This window comes from Rhodococcus sp. Z6_132 (assembly GCF_058133635.1).
This window is the reverse complement of record NZ_JBYUNP010000002.1, coordinates 470,445-486,807: the sequence shown is the minus strand read 5'-3', so window position 1 is coordinate 486,807 and position 16,363 is coordinate 470,445. Positions and strand designations below refer to the sequence as shown.

Below are 16,363 nucleotides of genomic sequence, written 5' to 3'. Positions count from 1 at the left end.
CGGGTGATCACCTCGGGCTCTCCGCGCGCACCTCGGGGGAGCTCACCACCTGGCCGGTCCTGCTCACCACGAACCCGCCACCGCCTTCGGTGACCAAGCGGGCCTCCTCACGGCCGTACGCCGGGACGCGCGTGCCCGGGTCGCCCACCGTGGTGAGCACCATGCCGCGCGAGCCCGGCCCGCGCACGCACTGCAGCACGATCCCGTCCTTGAAGGAGGAGAGATCGAAACCGCCGGAGCGGATCCTGCCGTCCGCCACGGTGACCAGCGTGGAGACGCCGGCGGGGGGTGGCCCGAGGAACAGGAAGGGGCTCGCCCCGGGGGCGCCGTCCCACACGAAGGCGGCGTCTTGTCGCCAGCCGCTGAACTCGGCCAGCGTGGGCACCAGCCCGGCGAGCGACACGGTCGGGTCCTGGAGGCTGGCGGCCGGCACGATCACGTCGAACCCGCCGGCGTACTGCGCGGGCACGGCCGTGAAGCCGGCGCCGTCCCCCCCGAGCGCCAGCGACGACTGCTTGAGCAGCTGGACGTCGTAGGAGGTCTGACGCACGTTGCACCCGCCGAGGTCACGGTCGCGGATCAGGGTCACGACGACCTCGTTGCGCACCCGCTGGGCGCTGGCCGGCAGCGGTGCCACCGCCGACTGCCGGCCGGCACTCAACGACGAGCTGGCGACCAGCTCGTCGTTGAGGCGCACCTCCACCAGCCAGCGGGCGTCGGCAGTGGTGGCTGGGATCAGCATCACGAGACCGAACGAGGTGGGAACGGCGCCTCCGGGGAGGTCGGCCAGGGAGTACGGAATCCGCCAGCTCCGACGGTCGGTGATCTGCTGCACCGAGGTGTCCACCCCGAGGGAGTCCAGGGTGACCGGGCCAGCGCCGCTCCGCTCGAGCCGCACGGCCCTGGGGGCGGTGGACCCGGCGTCGGCGGTGGTGACCGTGCTCGTGGTGAGGAAGGTCGGCACCACGTCGGCCGCGGGCTCCACCACGCCGAGCGTCGCCTCGTCGGCGCGCTCGCCGACCCGCACCGAACCGTCGTCGGTCCCCGCGGCCCAGTCGAGGGTGGCGAGCACGTCGGGGGGCCCGAGAAGCACCGGCGTGCCCCTGCCACCCTCCCCGTCCCCGCCGTCGGGGACCTGCTCGGAGTAGGACACGACACGTCCCTGCTGGGTGAGGAACGCGCCCAGGCGCGCGGCGGTCTCGTACCACTCCCGGGAGCGGGCCCCGGGCGGGAGGACCAGGGTCACCTCGTGGTTGATCCCCGCGACCACGTCGCGCACCGTGCGCAGCGGCTCGTCCAGCGTGCCCCGGACCCGGGTGCGAGCCGGGTCGAGCACCACCAGTGCGCCGAGCTCGGTGGTGATGTTGCAGAACCGCTGGTCGAGGCTGCCGGTGGTGCGGACCTGCACCGTGAGCGAGCCGTCCTCGGCCAGCGACTCGGGCAGGTCGATGTCGGCGTCGAGCGCGTGCTCGCCGGCCTCGAGCTGGTCGACGTACACGGCCTCGCCGTCGACCAGCACGCGCAGGAAGTCCGTGCTCGCCTCGGCGGCCTGGGTGTGACCGCGCAAGCTCAGCACCAGGTCGTCGACCCGGGAGTCGACCGGCACCGGGACGGTGAAGCTCTGCGACGTCGTGGTGTCGTCACTGAGACGGATCCCGTTCGTCTCGCCGATGTCGAGCAGGCTCGCGGAGAAGGCCCGGTCGACGGGCACGTCGTCCTCCTCGTCCTGGGTGAACCAGGCCGGGCGCAGCAGGGCGACACCGCCCACGACGAGCGCCGCGACGAGGAGGAAGACCAGGGCACCGATCGGCAGCCAGGTTCGCCGCCCACTCACTGCCCTTCCTCCGCCGCGGCCCGCCGGTCCCGGGTCCAGAAGGACTCGGCCCGGATCTTCGAGCGGTCGCAGCGATCGGCGTACCTGGTGGCGATCTCGATGGACTCCTGCATCAGCCCCTCGCTGACCAGGATCGGCTGGAACCCGAGCGCCCGCAGGTTGCTGTTGCGCAGGGCCAGCTCGTTCGCGGCGGCCTCGACCCGGGGGTTGGAGACGTGGTCGATCGACCCGTCGAGCATCCCGGCCACGAGTCGGGCGAGGTCCTCCACGCGCAGCGTCTCGGCGAGCTGGTTCATGATCCGAACCCGGCCCTTGACCTGGTCTGCGGACTCGACGGCCAGCCGGACGCAGCGCACGGAGTCCGCGATGTTGATGAACGCGCGGGTCTGGCCGCCGGTGCCGTGCACCGTGAGTGGGTAGCCGATGGCCGCCTGCATCAGGAACCGGTTGAGCACGGTGCCGAAGTCACCGTCGTAGTCGAACCGGTTGACCAGTCGGTCGTCGAGGCGGGTGTCGTCGGTCTGGGTGCCCCACACGATGCCCTGGTGGAGGTCGGTCACCCGCAGGTTGTCGTTCTCGGCGTAGTACTGCAGCAGCAGCTGATCCATCGACTTCGTCAGGTGGTAGACGCTGCCGGGCTTGGTCGGGTACAGGATCTCCCGCGTGACCGTCCCGCCGCACCGGTCGGGATAGGTCACCTCGAGGTAGCCCTCGGGCAGGTCGACCGGGGAGGTCTCGTACCCGTAGACGCCGGTGGTGCCGAGGTGCACCAGGTGGGCGTCCAGCCGCGCCTCGACAAGACCGGTGAGCACGTTGTGCGTGGCGTTGACGTTGTTGTCGACCGTGTACCGCTTGTGGCCGCTGTCCTCCATCGAGTACGGCGCGGAGCGCTGCTCGGCGAAGTGGACCACTGCGTCTGGACGCAGCCCGTCCAGCACGGCCAGCAGCCGGTCGTAGTCCTGGGCGAGGTCGAGATCCTCGTACCCGATCACGAGGCCGGTGGCTTCTTCCCAGGCCACCAGCCGTTCGGCGATCGGGGCGATCGGGGTCAGCGACTGCACCCCGAGCTCGTCGTCGGTCCGCCGCCGCACCAGGTTGTCGACGATGGTCACCTCGTGGCCCGCGCGAGACAGGTGCACCGCACTGGGCCACCCGCAGAAACCATCTCCCCCGAGCACAAGAACCTTCATCGCCTGCCCCTCGCTGTGGGATGCCATCCAGCGTAGGTCGGCCGCGGAGACCGAGTCGGCCGTCGGTCGCCGGACCGGTCATCCCGGACAGCTAGGCGTTGGGGGCGCCGCCCACGAAGTCCCGGACCCTGTTCCACCGAGCCTCGTAGGCGGCGTCGAAGCGCTGCTCGGCGCGGGCCCGGCGGCGAGGGCGCTCGCGGTAGCGGCGCTGCGCCCACCAGGACCGGGGCTTGGCCAGCCGCAGCGCCCCCGCCAGCCCCACCGGTGGGACGAACACCGCCACCACGCCGGTGAGCACCTTGGCCTTGAGCAGGCAGACCACGGCCAGCACCAGGTCGACGACGAGCAGGGCGACCGAGCCCCACCAGGCGGCAGTCAGCGGGGCGCCGGAGACGAAGTCAGCGCCGCCCACGAGCAGGCCGGTGGTGGCCAGCACGCAGAACATGGCGTCCACCGACTTGCGGCCGTCCTCGGTCCAGTAGACGTCCTCCAGGTGCACCACAGGGCGAACTCGTCGAAGGTCAGGCTCACCCCGATGCCGAACAGGGCGGCGAACACGTGCAGCGCGGCCCCCTCCGGGGTGGCGCCGATGAGGCCGAGCCCGGCGAGCAGCATCAGCGCGATGCCGAACACCTGGTGGTGGACGTGCACCCCGCCGATGGTGAGGTCGTTGAGCGCCCCGCCCGGGGTGGTGCGCGCGCGGATGTGCCGGGTGACGTACCGGGTGCCGAGGAAGGTGACCAGCACCGCGAGGAACATGGTCATCAGCGGGCGGGTCATCGAGTCGTCACCGAGGTCGACGTTGATCTCCTGTGCCAGGACCGTCACCGCTACCCCCGGGCTCGTCGCTAGGTGGTCAGCTGCTCGGCGAGCAGGGTGTGGGCCGCCAGCAGCGACGGACCCCACCAGGTGAGGTGGCGGCCGGAGACCAGCACCGACGGCATCGTCGGAAAGTGCTGCGGGCCGTCGTCGGCGGTGAACTCGTAGGGCTCGTCGGGCAGCACGGCCAGCTCGGCACCCTGCAGCTCGGCGAGCGGCGGGCGTGGGTAGCGCTCCTCGTGGTCGGCGAAGGCGTTGCCCACCCCCAGCCGCAGGAGCACGTCGCCGGCGAAGGTGTCGCGGCCCAGCACCACCCAGGGCTTGCGCCACACCGGCACCACCGCCACCACCCGGGTGGGCGGCACCGTCGACCACAGCTGCTCGGCCTCCGGCAGCCAGATGGGCACGGCGAGGCTCAGCGCCTCGGTGAACATCCGGCGCAGCGCGAGCAGCGCCTGCGGCACCGACGCGGCCGCGGCGGTGGTCCACACCGGGACCCCGGCCGCCCGCAGCTCCAGCACGTCCTGCTCGCGGTTCTCCTCGGCGTTGGCCAGCACCAGGTCTGGCTCGCACGCCAGCACCGCCGCCACCGAGGGGTACTTCGAGCCACCCACCCGGGCCACGTCCAGCCTGGCCGGGTGCACGCAGTAGTCGGTGGCACCGACCAGCAGACCGGAGTCGGCGAGGCACTCGGTGATCGACGGCACCAGGCTCACCACCCGCCGGGGCGGCTGGGCCAGGTGGACGGGAGCGGCCAGGTCGTCGCGCAGCCCAGAGCCGGCGGTCACACCGGCTCCGCCTGGGCGAAGACCACTGAGCGGGTGGCCGGGTCGGCGGTGGTGAGCACCGCCGTGACGTGCGTGCCGGGGTCGAGCAGGCCGGTGCAGGCAGCCAGCCGCGGGGGCTGCTCGATGAACACCTCGCCGTGCTCCTCCTCGTCGGCGCTGCGCACGGCGACCGCGGGGAAGGACTCGCCCACCCGGGAGGCGAGCACCGTCGCGGTGGTGAGGTCGACGCAGGAGTCGTCCACCTGGCGCACCACCGCGTCGGAGCTGTCCATCACGGCCGGCAGGGAGAGCAGCACCTCCCGCACCCACTCCGGGACCGGCTGGCCCTGGCTGGCGGCCAGGCACACCTCGGTGGCGTAGCGGTCGACCACCCGCCGCAGCGGGGCGGTGACGTTGGCGTAGGGCACGCCGAGTCCGTAGTGGGTGGTGGCGGCGGGCGGCTCGCCGTCGAAGGCGGCATAGGTGGCCCCGGCCAGCAGCGCACCAGCGGCGCGCTCGAGCACCAGGGTGGTGGGCGCGGCCTGGTCGAGGTTGGCCAGCACCTCCCCCACGGGGGCCTCCAGCGGCCAGGTCACGCCCAGCGCGCGGGCCCGGGCCCGCAGCCGCGCCACGGTGGTGGCCGCCGGCTCAGGGACGACGCGCAGGATGCCGGTCCCGACCTCCAGCATCATCGCCGCCGCGCAGGCACCCACCAGCAGCGCCAGCTCCGCCTTCCAGTCGTCGACGTCGCTGCGGCGGCGCACGCTCAGCTGCCAGCGGTGCTCCCCGGGCAGCTCCCGCACCTCCTGCTCGGGCTGGCGCAGGGCGATCACACCACGGTCGCGGGCCGCGGACTGGCGCAGCCGGCCCAGCTCGGGCAGCGCCGCCAGGGAGGGGTGCAGCTCGGCGGAGCTGTCCACGCTGCGCTGCACCTCGTCGTAGCTGAAGCTCCCCACCGACCGCACCACGGCACGGCGCACCGAGCTGTCCACCACCTGCGCGTCGTCGTCCAGCTCGATCCGCCACAGCACGGCGGGGCGAAGCAGGTCCGGCAGCAGGCTGGCGGCACGCTCGGTGAGCACCGCGGGGTGCAGCGGCACGGAGCCGCCAGGCAGCGGCACGCTCTGGCCGCGGCGGCGCGCCTCGGTGTCCAGCGAGCCACCGGGGGTGACGAGGGCGGCCACGTCGGAGACCGCCACGTGCAGCAGGAACCCGGCCGAGGTCCGCTCCACCTGGAAGGCCTGGTCGATCTCGCGGGCGCCGGCCTGGTCCAGGCTCACCAGCGCGAGGCCGGTGGCGTCGTCCCGGTCGGCCCACGGGGCGGTGGCCCACACGGGGTCGGTCTGCGGCACGTCCTGGGCGGCGGTCACCGCGGCCAGAGCCGCCTCGGCCTCGGCCAGCGCGTAGCTCGGGAAGTCGACGCTCAGCCCGAGCTCGTCACCGATGGCCGAGAAGTCGAAGGCAGGCGCAATGATCCGCGTCGTCGGCACAGCGTGAGGCTAGCCCGCGGGCTCAGCCGTTCCACTCACGGTCGGCGGCATCGGCTGCCTCGTTGCGGGCCCGCACCGTCGCCAGCGCCGCCTCGGCGGCCGCCTTGGTCGGATAGGGACCCATGCGGTCCAGCGCGGGCGCGTCCTTGCCCCGCCGCACCGAGTGGTCAGAGAGGGAGTAGTACCACTGGTCGTCGTCATCACTCATGGGCCCAGCATGACACCGGCCGCCACCGCCGGGAAGTGCTCCTCCCCCGGACCACTCACCGCGCGGGATGGCTGCTGCGTCCCTACGGTTTCCGGGTGCCCGTTCCCCAGCCTCACCGCCGCCCGCGCCAGGAGTTCCCGTGACCGACGACAGCAGCGCAGCCCACGAGCCCGACGCCAGGGGCACCGACACCGAGGACTCCGTGGACGACGCCTTCGAGCGCCTCGTCGACGAGGGCGACGAGCGGCTGTCCCGGCCGCTGTCGGCACTGGTGGGCACCGGGCTGCTCGGCGGCGTGGACGTGGGCACCGGGATGCTGGCCTACTTCGTGGTGCACCACCTCACCCACAGCACGCTGCTGGCCGGGATCGCGTTCTCGGTGGGGTTCGTGGCCCTGCTCATGGCGCACAGCGAGCTGTTCACCGAGAACTTCCTGGTGCCGGTGACCACCGTGGTCGCCGGGCACCGCCCGGTGTGGTCGCTGGCGCGGCTGTGGGGCATCACCCTGGTGACCAACCTGATCGGCGGGTGGGTGGTGGCCTGGCTGATCATCACCGCGCGGCCGGACCTGCGGTCGACGGCGGTGGAGGTCTCCAACCACTACTTCGCGCTCGGCTTCAGCCTGAGCTCCTTCGCCCTCGCGGTGCTGGCGGGGCTGGTGATCACGTTGATGACCCGGATGCAGCACGCCGCCGACAGCCTGGGGGTGCAGATCGTGCCCGCCATCCTGTTCGGCTCCCTGCTGGCCGGTGGGCAGCTGTTCCACTCGGTGCTGGACTCGCTGTTCATGTTCGCCGGCCTGCACTCCGGCTCCGGGTACGGCTACCTGGACTGGCTCGGGGCGCTGGGCTGGTCGGCACTGGGCAACCTGGTGGGCGGGCTGGGCCTGGTCACCTCCATCCGCCTGCTGCGCACCAAGAACCGGGTGCAGCGGGAGCGTCAGAAGACCAAGGGCTGACGCCCCGCCGCACCGGTCGGGTCAGGCGGCTGCCGCCGCGGTGTGCATCAGGCGGCTGCCGCCGCGGTGTGCATCAGGCGGCTGCCGCCGCGGGCACCTCAGCCAGCACCACCAGCGGCTCGCCGGCCACCACCTCGGTGGCGGTGCCCACCAGCACCTGCTCCACCACCCCGTCGGTCGGGGCGCGCACCACGGTCTCCATCTTCATCGCCTCCAGCGACAGCAGCGACTGTCCGGCCACCACCTGCTCCCCCACGGCGACGTCGACACGCCACACGTTGGACACGAAGGGTGCCTCCACCACGGTGGCGCCCTCGGGCACCACCAGCTGGGTGGCGTCGACGGCCACGGCGGGCTCGGCGGTCTGCCGGTCGAACTCGCCGCTGGCCTGCCAGGCGGTGCGCTCGGCCTCGAACGCGGTGGCCTGCTGGGCCCGGAAGTCCGCGATCGAGCCGGCGTTGGCGTCCAGGAACCGCTGGTGCTCGGCCAGGGAGAACTCGCCCTCGGTGATGTCCACCGTGCCGCGTCCGGCCGCGAGGTCGGCACGCAGGTCGAGCAGCTCCTCCGGCTCCACCGGGTACCAGGAGATCTTGTCGAAGAACCGCAGCAGCCACGGCGAGCCCGCCTGGAACGGGGAGCCGTCCAGCCCGGCGTGGTAGCGGCTCCACACCTGGGTGGTGCGCCCGACGAACTGGTATCCGCCGGGGCCCTCCATGCCGTAGATGCACAGGTAGGCCCCGCCGATGCCGACGGCGTTCTCCGGGGTCCAGGTGCGGGCCGGGTTGTACTTGGTGGTGACCAGGCGGTGGCGGGGGTCCAGCGGGGTGGCCACCGGCGCCCCCAGGTAGACGTCGCCCAGGCCGAGCACCAGGTACTCGGCGTCGAAGACGGTGCGGTAGACGTCGTCGGTGTGCGCCAGGCCGTTGATGCGCCGGATGAACTCGATGTTCCAGGGGCACCACGGGGCGTCGTCGCGCACGCCGCTCATGTAGCGCTGGATGGCCTCGCGGGTGGCCGGGTCGTCCCAGGACAGCGGCAGTCGCACGGTGCGGCTGGGCACCACCAGCTCCTGCGCCGAGGGGATCTGCGCCTCCAGCTCCAGCACCAGCCCCACCAGGGTGCGCACCGGAAGCACGTCCGGGTCGACGTGCACCTGCAGCGAGCGGATGCCCGGGGTGAGGTCGAGGATGCCGGGGCGGTTCACCTCCACCAGCCGCTGGTGCAGGGCGTGCACCCGGGCGCGCAGGCCGAGGTCGAGCACGATGTCGCCCAGCTCCACCAGCACGTTGTCGTCCCCGGAGCGGCGCACCGTGATCGAGGGCAGCCCGTCGCCGCGCGGGTCGCGGTGCAGCACCCCGGAGTCGCCGTCGCCGCCGGTGCTGGCCACGGCGACGGTGGCGGCGCCGCGGGTGGAGCTGAGGTCCCGCGGGGAGGGTGCGGCGGCCACCTGCACGGGGACGAAGCGCACGGTGTCCCCCGGCGCCAGCTGGCCCAGCTTCCACCGGTCGGCGGTGACCACGGTGACCGGGCAGACGAAGCCCCCCAGGCTGGGGCCGTCCGGGCCGAGCAGGATCGGGGTGTCGCCGGTGAAGTCCAGCGCGCCGATGGCGTAGGCGTTGTCGTGGATGTTGGACGGGTGCAGCCCCGCCTCCCCGCCGTCGGTGCGCGCCCACTGCGGCGTGGGCCCCACCAGGCGCACGCCGGTGCGTGCGGAGTTGAAGTGCACCTCGTAGCTGGTCTCCAGCAGCGTGGCGATGTCGTCGGGGGTGAAGAACTCCGGGGCACCGTGCGGGCCCTCGGTCACCGCCAGCTGCCAGCTGCGGGTCATCGCGGGACGGACGTCAGCAGCCACCCCCGTGGTGGCCTGTGCTTCGGTGGCGTGCGCGCGCAGCACGTCGGCGGGGCGCAGCGCGCGCCCGGCGTGCCCGCCGAACTGGCCGAGGGTGAAGGTGGCCGCGCTCCCCAGGTACGCCGGCACGTCCAGTCCGCCGGCGACGAGGACGTAGGTGCGCAGCCCGCCGCTGCCGGTGGGCGTGCCGTCCACCGTGCCGACGTCGAGCACCCCGCCGGCGGGCACGCGCACCGGCTGCCACTGCGGCACCGGATCGCCGTCCACGGTCACCGCCACCTCCGCACCGGTGACGCAGACGTCGGTGGCGTGGGTGAAGCGCAGGGCGGGCCCGGAGACGGTGCACTCCAGGCCGGGCGCACCCTCGGCGTTGCCCAGCGCGGTGTTGCCCAGCCGGAAGGACAGGTCGTCCATCGGCCCGCTGGGTGGGACCCCCACCTGCCACAGGCCGACGCGGCCGGGCCAGTCCTGCACGGTGGTCATCAGCCCGGCCCGCTCCACCTCGATGCGCGGGGTGGGGTCGGTGACGTCGGCCAGGGTGGCGGTGCTGTGCGCGGCGGCGCGGACCACGGGGTGGCACACGATGGCGCGCAGCACCCCCAGGTTGGTCTCGATGCCGTCCATCCGGGTCTGGGCCAGTGCCGCACCGAGGGCGTCCAGCGCGGCGTCGCGCGTGTCACCGGCGGTGATCACCTTGGCCAGCAGCGGGTCGTAGCTGGTGGAGACGTCGCTGCCGCTGCGCACCCAGCCGTCCACCCGCACCCCGGGCAGGTCCGGCAGCGCCACGTGCGTGAGCGTGCCGGCGCTGGGCCGGAAGTCGTGGTGCGGGTCCTCGGCGTAGACGCGAGCCTCCACGGCCGCACCGGACACCGGCACGGACCCGTCGGGGTAGGCGTCCAGGAAGGTGGTGTCGCCCTGCGCCGCGCGCAGCATCCAGGCCACCAGGTCCACCCCGGTGACCGACTCGGTGACCGGGTGCTCCACCTGCAGCCGGGCGTTGACCTCCAGGAACGACGCCTCCCCGCGGACGGGGTCGTAGACGAACTCCACGGTGCCGGCGGAGCGGTAGCCCACCGCGGCGCACAGGGCGCGGGAGGTGTCGTGCAGGCGGGTGCGCAGCGCCTCGTCCAGGTCGGGCGCGGGCGCCTCCTCCACCACCTTCTGGTTGCGCCGCTGCAGCGAGCAGTCGCGGTCGCCCAGGGTGAGCACGCGGCCGGTGCCGTCGCCGAACACCTGCACCTCCACGTGCCGGGCGTTCTCCACGTAGCGCTCGGCGAACACCCCGGTGGAGCTGAAGCTCTGCGCCGCCTGGCGCACCACGGTGCGGTACGCCTCGCGCAGCTCGTCGTCGCTGCGGCACACCGTCATGCCGATCCCGCCGCCACCGCCGGTGGCCTTGAGCATCAGCGGGTAGCCGATCTCGGCCGCCGCGGCCAGGGCGGCGTCGACGTCGGCCAGCAGCTCGCTGCCGGCGATCATCGGCACGCCGGCGGCACGGGCGGCGGCCCGGGCGGTGTGCTTGGTGCCGAACAGGCGCAGCTGCTCAGGGGTGGGGCCGACGAAGACCAGGCCCGCCGCCTGCACGGCCTCGGCGAAGTCGGCGTCCTCGGAGAGGAACCCGTAGCCGGGGTGCACCGCGCCCGCCCCGGTGGCGGCCGCGGCGGCCAGGATCGCCTGCGGGCGCAGGTAGGACTCCGCCGCGGGCGCGGCGCCGATGTGCACCGCCTCGTCGGCCAGCCGCACGTGCTCGGCGCCGCGATCGGCCTCGGAGTACACCGCCACCGTGCGCAGGCCCAGCTCGCGGGCGGAGCGGATGATGCGGCAGGCGATCTCGCCGCGGTTGGCCACCAGCAGCGTGTCGAAGGCGGGCGCGCCCATCAGGACTCCTCGGTGATGATCATGCGGACCGGGGTGGGGTCGAAGCCGTTGCAGGGGTTGTTCACCTGCGGGCAGTTGGACACCAGCACCAGGGTGTCCACGTCGGCGCGCAGGGCCAGGCGCTTGCCGGGGCCGGAGCGGCCGTCGACGATGCCCAGGCTGCCGTCGGGGTCGACCGGGACGTTCATGAAGAAGTTGACGTTGGGCGCCAGGTCACGCTTGCCCAGGCCCCAGCGGGAGCCCTCGGCCAGGAAGTTCTCCACGCAGGCGTGCTGGTGCTTGGTCTGGTGGCCGTAGCGCAGCGTGTTGGACTCCTGCGAGCACGCCCCGCCCACGGTGTCGTGCTGGCCCACCTCGTCGGCGACGATCGTCATCAGCGCGGTGGAGTCACCGGCGCGCAGCACGCTGCCGGTGGACAGGAAGATGTTGCGCTGCGCGGCGATGGTGGTGGCCGCGCAGTAGCGGCGGGTGTGGTCGGCGGCGGCGTAGAACAGGGTGTCCACGGCCTGGTTGCCGCGCAGGTCGACGATGGTGAGCACCTGCCCGGCGCGCACCACGGCCGACCAGGGGGCGCGGGCCGCCACCACGGAGTCGGCGAGCACGGTGCCCGGCACCAGGGCCAGGTCCTCGGGGCGGGCGGTCTCGGGGTTGCCGGCCTCGGGGTGGGTGGCGGTGGTCATCAGGCGTCCTCTCCGGAGTGGGCGGCGGTCCAGGTGTCCTCGGTGTTGAGCACCGCGCGGGCGTACTCGGGGTCGGGGTTGGGCAGCTCGGCCAGCTCGGCGGGTGCCCGCCAGGCCAGCACCTCCAGCGACGTGGTGCCGAAGGTCTCGGCGGGGTCCAGCGGGTGCGCAGTGTTGGCGATGAGCACCACCAGCGGCAGGTGCAGCAGCAGGTCCACCGCGGTGTCCGGTCCGGCGCTGCCGGCGCTGAGCAGCTCACCGGTGGGACTCACCCGCACGCCGTGGAAGAACGACACCGAGGGGCCCAGGTCGCGCGGGGTGAGCCCGTGCTTGGCGGCGGCCAGGGTGAGCAGCTCGCGTCCGGCGGGGCTGGCGGTGTGCGGGGCACCCGCGCCGTAGCGGGCGGTGTTGGACTCCAGCGTGGTGGTGCCGCAGAGCGCGTCGTGGTGGGCGGAGGTGTCAGCCACCACCGTGGCCAGCACCCGGCCCTGGTCGGACAGCAGCGGGTGCCCGTGGCCGAGGTAGGCCTGCCACGGCACCTTCACCGTGTCGGCCATGGCGTAGCGCTCCCACGGCGCGTCGGCGCGGTGGAGCAGCACGTGCGCGCAGGCCGAACCGGCGACGTCGCGCAGCCGCAGCCGGGTCCCCCGGGCCAACACCTTGGCGGTGTAGCGCCCGCCCGGCACCGTCTCGGCCCAGGTGAGGCGGGAGGGATCGACGTCGGCGGGCGGGGTGGGCCAGCTGCTGGCCGGCAGCACCGGCATGGCGTCGGTGACGGCCCCGGCCTGGGCGCGGGCGTGGGCCCGGGCGGCCGCCGTGGTGGCCGTGCTGCTGGTGGAGGTGCTGCTGGTCACCGTGCTGCTGGTGGAGGTGCTGGATACCGTCTCGGCGCTCATCGTGCTCCTGTCCGTCAAGGTCGACCGCCCCGTATTTCCTGTCAGATGACAGTTTTGCGGGGCGATGTGTGCCGGACGTGTCTGCTGCGTGACGGCCACGGGTCGCTGTGTAACGGTGTCGTTTCCTGCACCGGAGCCGTGCCCGCGGCACCCGGGCAGGGGCGCCGGGCGCGCGCGGCGCGCTGGCACAATGACTCTCATGTCCACCGCCGGGCCAGGCCGACCGCGGCTGGCCGCGCCGCGTCGCCCGGGTCGCACCACCCGCGCGGAGATCCTCGACGCCGCCGCCGAGCTGTTCGTCAGCCACGGCTTCTCGGCCACCTCCACCCGCAGCATCGCCGAGGCCGTGGGCATCCGGCAGGCCTCGCTGTACCACCACTTCGCCACCAAGGAGCACCTGCTCACCGCGCTGCTGGCCGACACCGTGGACGCCCCCAACCGGGTGGCCACGCAGCTGCTGGAGCGCTCCGACCCGGCCGACGTGCGGCTGTACGCGCTGTGCCTGTTCGACGCCGGGCACCTCAACGCCGGCCGGTGGAACCTGGGTGCGCTGTACCTGCTGCCCGAGCTGCGGGGGGAGCAGTTCGCCGACTTCCGCGGCCAGCGCCAGGTGCTGCGGGAGCGCTACCACCGGCTGGCCTCGGCGGCGCTGGCCGAGCTGCGGCCCGGGCCCGGTGACACGGCGACCCTGCTGGCCGAGCTGCCCTTCCGCATCGTGGAGTCGGTGATCGACGTCCGCTCCGACGCCGACTCACCCGACCCGGGGCAGCCGGTGATCCTCCCGGCCCAGCTGGTGGCGGAGACCTGCCTGCGCGCCGTCGGCCACGCCGGGCCGGACGCGGAGCTGTGCCGTCAGGCGCAGGAGCTGCTCACCGAGCTCGACGTCTCCCTGCCCTGAGCCCTGGGTCCTGCTCGCCTGGGCCGGACCGGTGCGCGGGGCTGTTCCGGCCTGCTCGCGTGGTCACGTCACACGAACGCAACGTGGCGGGCAATCACTTACCCACTCGAAACACGCCCTCAACTCCCCGGGTTCATCTGCTGGCTTCAATACCTGTCAGTCGAACGAAAACCCGTCGCAGCCCTGGGAGCGTGCCCGTGCTCGTGCAGACCACCGCCGTCGGACCCTGGCCCCAAGGTCCACCCGCCGACGCCAGCGTCCCCCAGCCCACCGAGCTCAACGGTGTGCTCAACCGCGACCTCATCGTCTGGCACGGCGGCGGGTCGGACACCACCACCACGGTCACCTGGCTGCAGGCCGACGGCTACTACGCGGACCTGCGCCAGCCCGCGGAGCAGCCGAGCTTCGCGGGGGTGAGCTGTCTTCGCGAGCTCACCGCCGAGCACGTCGGCTGGATGGTGCGCCAGGAGGCCTTCGCCGGCCGGCTGCTGCAGTCCACGGTGGATCCTGCGCACTACACGTGGGAGCGGGCCGTGGACTTCTCGCCCGCCCCGGCCGGGATCGACCACGGCACCCTGCACCGCGAGGGCGCGCTGCTGGTGGAGCGTGGCCTGGACCTGCCCTACCTGGAGCTGTGGGAGCACACCGAGCAGCACCAACCCGGCGACAGCGCCACCCTGGTGCTGGCCGATCCGGAGACCGGAGCCACCGCGCTGCTGCTGCGCACCGGCAACCGCTTCGCCCTGGTCCGCCCGCGCCCCGTGGCGGTGGAGCGGTTCCTGCGGCCCGACGAGCTGACCGACCCGGGCGCGCTGCGCCTGGCCCAGGACCAGCTCGACTGCGAGGTCTCCCTGGGGACCGTGCGGCCGGACGGCTGGGTGATCGACCGCTCCACGCTGCCGTTCAAGGTCGGCTCCACCGCCGCCTTCACCGTCAGCGCCGCCCGCGACACCGTCCACCTGCACGACCTCTCCCCCGCCGGGCAGGCCTCCCTTCGCCGCTGGGTGGTCACCGACGTCGTGGGCGACCCCAGCCTGCTCACCCCCGCCTAGCCCCGACCACCGCCTCCACCCACCACAGGGGGAACCATGACCGCCACCCTTCCCAGCCTGGCCGCGCCCGCGACCCAGCGCGACGACCTGGGCGAGTTCGGCTACGAGCAGCAGCTGCACCGCAAGCTCGGCTCGTTCGCCTCCTTCGCCGCCGGCTTCTCCTTCATCTCGGTGCTCACCACCGTCTTCCAGCTCGCCGGGCTCGGCTTCTCCTTCGGTGGGCCGGCCTTCATCTGGGCCTGGCCGCTGGTGCTCGGCGGTCAGCTGCTGGTGGCGCTGTGCTTCGCCGAGCTGGCCGCTCGCTTCCCCATCTCCGGGGCCATCTACCAGTGGACCACCCGCATGTCCAACAGCACCTACGGCTGGTTCGCCGGCTGGATCATGATCGTCGGGCAGACGGTGGTGATGACCGCCGCCGCCATCGCCCTGCAGGTGGTGCTGCCCTCGGTGTGGTCGGGCTTCCAGGTGATCGGCGACGACCCCGACATCACCTCCACCTCGGGGGCGCAGAACGCCATGCTGCTGGCCGGTGGGCTGATCGTGGCCACCACCGTCATCAACATCATCGGCGTGCGGCTGATGGCCGTGGTGAACAACGTGGGCGTCACCTGCGAGATCGTCGGCGCGCTGGTGATCATCGGCCTGCTGCTCACCCACACCAACCGCGGCACCGAGGTGGTCTTCGACCTCGGCTCGGTGTCCTCCTCCGGCTACTTCGGCGCGTTCCTGTGCGCCTCGTTCACCGCCGCCTACGTGATGATCGGCTTCGACAGCGCCGGTGAGCTGTCCGAGGAGACCCGCGACGCCCGCCGGGTGGCGCCCCGGACGATGCTGCGCGCGCTGCTGGCCGCCGGCCTGCTCGGTGGAGCGCTGCTGATGGCGCTGCTGCTGGCCGCGCCGAGCCTCACCGACGGCCGCTTCGCCAGCGAGGGCCCGGCCTACGTCATCAGCGCGCTGTTCACCGGCCTCACCGGGCACGTGCTGCTGCTGATGGTGGCCATCGCGATCTGCGTGGCCACCCTGGCCGTGCAGACCTCGGGCTCGCGGATGTTGTTCTCCATGGCCCGCGACGGCAAGATGCCGCTGGCCAAGACCCTGGCGCACGTGCCGAGCAGCACCGGCACCCCGGTGTACGCCGCCACCGCGATCGGGCTCGGCGCCATCGGGGTGCTGGCGCTCAACCTCGGCCCGCACTCGGCGTTCATCAACCTGGAGTCCACCTGCATCGCCCTGGTGTACCTGGCCTACCTGATGCTCACCACGGCCATGCTGGTGCAGCGGCTGCGGGGCAACCCGCTGCTCGCCGCGCACGTGGTGGACGAGCAGGGCGCGGCGGTGTTCAGCCTCGGCCGCTGGGGCCTGCCGGTGAACGTCGCCGCGGTGCTCTACGGGCTGGCCATGCTGGTGAACCTGGCGTGGCCGCGCCAGGAGATCTACGACCCCGAGGGCGGCAGCTGGTACATGCAGTACTTCGCCATCCTGTTCACGCTGGGCACCGCGGCGGTGGGGGTGCTGCTGTACTGGGCCAGCCAGCGCCGCCCGGAGCCGGTCGCGGAGCCGGTGCTCGCGGGCTGACCGGACCACCACGTGGGCAACAAGGGCCTGAACGCCCCTCATTCCGGCTCCGCCGGGGCGTTCAGTGCCCTTGTTGCCCTTCTAGCGACGGCTGGAGCGCAGCAGCACGACGGTGAGCACGACCCACAGGATCAGCCCGAAACCGACCCCCTCGAGCGCGGCTGACGACCACGCCTCGTCCTCCGTGGCCTGCACGACCGTCAGCAGAGCTCCTGCAGTGATCCCGCCGACGAGGCCGCCGACCACAACCCGGCTGCGGTAGTGACGTG

Annotated in this window: 14 protein-coding genes; 4 read left to right on the top strand and 10 right to left on the bottom strand. The window is 73.1% G+C overall.

Annotated elements, in window-relative coordinates; translation table 11 throughout:
* Positions 1-7 precede the first annotated feature (7 nt).
* The 7 genes from AC3YO9_RS08955 to AC3YO9_RS08925 all read right to left on the bottom strand — a co-directional run bounded on the left by AC3YO9_RS08955 (position 8) and on the right by AC3YO9_RS08925 (position 6,308).
* A complete protein-coding gene (locus AC3YO9_RS08955; RefSeq protein ID WP_489982910.1) occupies positions 8-1,834 on the bottom strand; it encodes a hypothetical protein in 1,827 nt (608 codons plus the stop codon).
* On the bottom strand, positions 1,831-3,024 hold the full coding sequence (locus AC3YO9_RS08950) for an NAD-dependent epimerase/dehydratase family protein (protein ID WP_489982909.1): 1,194 nt from the start codon (positions 3,022-3,024) through the stop codon (positions 1,831-1,833). The genes AC3YO9_RS08955 and AC3YO9_RS08950 overlap by 4 nt, the downstream gene beginning before the upstream one ends.
* A 91-nt stretch (positions 3,025-3,115) precedes the next feature.
* Complete coding sequence (locus tag AC3YO9_RS08945) at positions 3,116-3,460, bottom strand: hypothetical protein (protein WP_489982908.1); 345 nt, start codon at positions 3,458-3,460, stop codon at positions 3,116-3,118.
* Positions 3,400-3,852, bottom strand: a complete 453-nt coding sequence (locus AC3YO9_RS08940; RefSeq protein WP_489982907.1) for a hypothetical protein — start codon at positions 3,850-3,852, stop codon at positions 3,400-3,402. Before AC3YO9_RS08940 ends, AC3YO9_RS08945 begins: the two co-directional genes overlap by 61 nt.
* 20 nt (positions 3,853-3,872) lie before the next feature.
* Positions 3,873-4,631 (bottom strand): helical backbone metal receptor, encoded by a 759-nt coding sequence (locus AC3YO9_RS08935; protein ID WP_489982906.1) that lies wholly within the window; start codon positions 4,629-4,631, stop codon positions 3,873-3,875.
* Positions 4,628-6,100, bottom strand: a complete 1,473-nt coding sequence (locus AC3YO9_RS08930; protein WP_489982905.1) for an RNB domain-containing ribonuclease — start codon at positions 6,098-6,100, stop codon at positions 4,628-4,630. Before AC3YO9_RS08930 ends, AC3YO9_RS08935 begins: the two co-directional genes overlap by 4 nt.
* 22 nt (positions 6,101-6,122) lie before the next feature.
* Positions 6,123-6,308, bottom strand: coding sequence for a hypothetical protein (locus AC3YO9_RS08925; RefSeq protein WP_489982904.1), 186 nt, complete (start codon positions 6,306-6,308; stop codon positions 6,123-6,125).
* Between the two features lie 139 nt (positions 6,309-6,447).
* Between AC3YO9_RS08925 and AC3YO9_RS08920 the strand changes: the two genes are divergently transcribed.
* Positions 6,448-7,266 carry a formate/nitrite transporter family protein gene (locus AC3YO9_RS08920; protein WP_489982903.1) on the top strand — a complete coding sequence of 273 codons (819 nt, stop codon included), beginning with the start codon at positions 6,448-6,450 and terminating at the stop codon, positions 7,264-7,266.
* A gap of 73 nt (positions 7,267-7,339) precedes the next feature.
* Here AC3YO9_RS08920 and uca read toward each other — a convergent pair whose 3' ends face one another.
* From uca to AC3YO9_RS08905, 3 genes are read right to left on the bottom strand one after another with little or no spacing between them, the layout of a single operon-like run.
* On the bottom strand, positions 7,340-10,993 hold the full coding sequence (gene uca / locus AC3YO9_RS08915) for an urea carboxylase (RefSeq protein ID WP_489982902.1): 3,654 nt from the start codon (positions 10,991-10,993) through the stop codon (positions 7,340-7,342).
* Positions 10,993-11,673 (bottom strand): urea amidolyase associated protein UAAP2, encoded by a 681-nt coding sequence (locus AC3YO9_RS08910; protein ID WP_489982901.1) that lies wholly within the window; start codon positions 11,671-11,673, stop codon positions 10,993-10,995. Before AC3YO9_RS08910 ends, uca begins: the two co-directional genes overlap by 1 nt.
* Positions 11,673-12,569, bottom strand: a complete 897-nt coding sequence (locus tag AC3YO9_RS08905) for an urea amidolyase associated protein UAAP1 (protein ID WP_489982900.1) — start codon at positions 12,567-12,569, stop codon at positions 11,673-11,675. The genes AC3YO9_RS08910 and AC3YO9_RS08905 overlap by 1 nt, the downstream gene beginning before the upstream one ends.
* A gap of 199 nt (positions 12,570-12,768) precedes the next feature.
* On the opposite strand from AC3YO9_RS08905, the gene AC3YO9_RS08900 reads away from it, so the two are divergent.
* The 3 genes from AC3YO9_RS08900 (at position 12,769) to AC3YO9_RS08890 (ending at position 16,094) form a co-directional block, all read left to right on the top strand.
* Entirely contained in the window at positions 12,769-13,467 is a 699-nt protein-coding gene (locus AC3YO9_RS08900) for a TetR/AcrR family transcriptional regulator (protein ID WP_489982899.1), read from the top strand.
* Positions 13,468-13,658: 191 nt separating this feature from the next.
* Complete coding sequence (locus AC3YO9_RS08895) at positions 13,659-14,519, top strand: hypothetical protein (protein ID WP_489982898.1); 861 nt, start codon at positions 13,659-13,661, stop codon at positions 14,517-14,519.
* A 36-nt stretch (positions 14,520-14,555) separates the two neighbouring features.
* On the top strand, positions 14,556-16,094 hold the full coding sequence (locus AC3YO9_RS08890; protein ID WP_489982897.1) for an amino acid permease: 1,539 nt from the start codon (positions 14,556-14,558) through the stop codon (positions 16,092-16,094).
* Positions 16,095-16,363: the final 269 nt, after the last annotated feature.